Source organism: Arthrobacter silvisoli (assembly GCF_003369445.1).
GTDB lineage: Bacteria > Actinomycetota > Actinomycetes > Actinomycetales > Micrococcaceae > Arthrobacter > Arthrobacter silvisoli.
Genome location: NZ_QRCU01000008.1, coordinates 1 through 778 on the forward strand (window position 1 = coordinate 1; position 778 = coordinate 778).

The following is a 778-nucleotide window of genomic DNA, read 5'->3' on the forward strand; positions in this document are numbered from 1 at the left end:
AAGATCGGCAAGGACAACCCGTTTGACCTGGTGTTCCACGGCGGTTCCGGCTCTTCCGACCAGGAGATCGCGGACGCGGTCTCGTATGGTGTGATCAAGATGAACGTGGATACCGACACCCAGTACGCTTTCACCCGTCCGGTGGCCGGTCACATGTTCACCAACTACGACGGCGTGCTGAAGGTCGACGGCGAGATCGGCAACAAGAAGGCTTATGACCCGCGCGTCTGGGGTGCCTCGGCCGAGGCCGGCATGGCCGCCCGCATCGTCGAATCCGCCCGCCAGCTCGGCTCGGCAGGCAAGACCTTCTAAGTCATGTCCGACGAATTCCGCAAGAACCTGCTCGGCCCGGAACCCACGCTCCTGCCCGCCGAGTCCGAGGTGTACCAGCACCTCGCGCTTGGCCAGGAAGCCGTGGATCTGGTGGCTAAGCACCCTACGTCCTCGCTGCTCTGGGCAATCCTCGCCGAGGAGGCCTGGGCCGAAGGCCGCACCATCGAGTCTTACGCCTATGCCCGCGTGGGCTACCACCGCGGACTGGATTCGCTGCGGCGCAACGGCTGGCGCGGCGTTGGCCCCATCCCGTGGGAGCACGAGCCGAACCGGGGCTTCCTGCGTGCGCTCTACGCACTGGGACGCGCCTCGGCAGCCATCGGCGAAGCCGAGGAGCCCGAGCGGATCGAGAAGTTCCTCAACGACTCCGATCCCGCGGCGAAGGCAGCGATCGAAGGCTAGCGAATCAGTACGCGACGGCGCCCCGCACCGGAAGGTGCGGGGC

2 protein-coding genes are annotated in these 778 nt (G+C 66.3%); both read left to right on the forward strand.

The window, feature by feature from the left end; genetic code table 11:
• On the forward strand, nt 1-312 hold a 312-nt coding region (locus DWV11_RS01370), incomplete at its 5' end, for a class II fructose-bisphosphate aldolase (protein WP_210725638.1).
• Between the two features lie 3 nt (nt 313-315).
• Nucleotides 316-735: a DUF3151 domain-containing protein gene (locus DWV11_RS01375; protein WP_115787118.1), complete on the forward strand. Its 420-nt coding sequence runs from the start codon at nt 316-318 to the stop codon at nt 733-735.
• Nucleotides 736-778 lie beyond the last annotated feature (43 nt).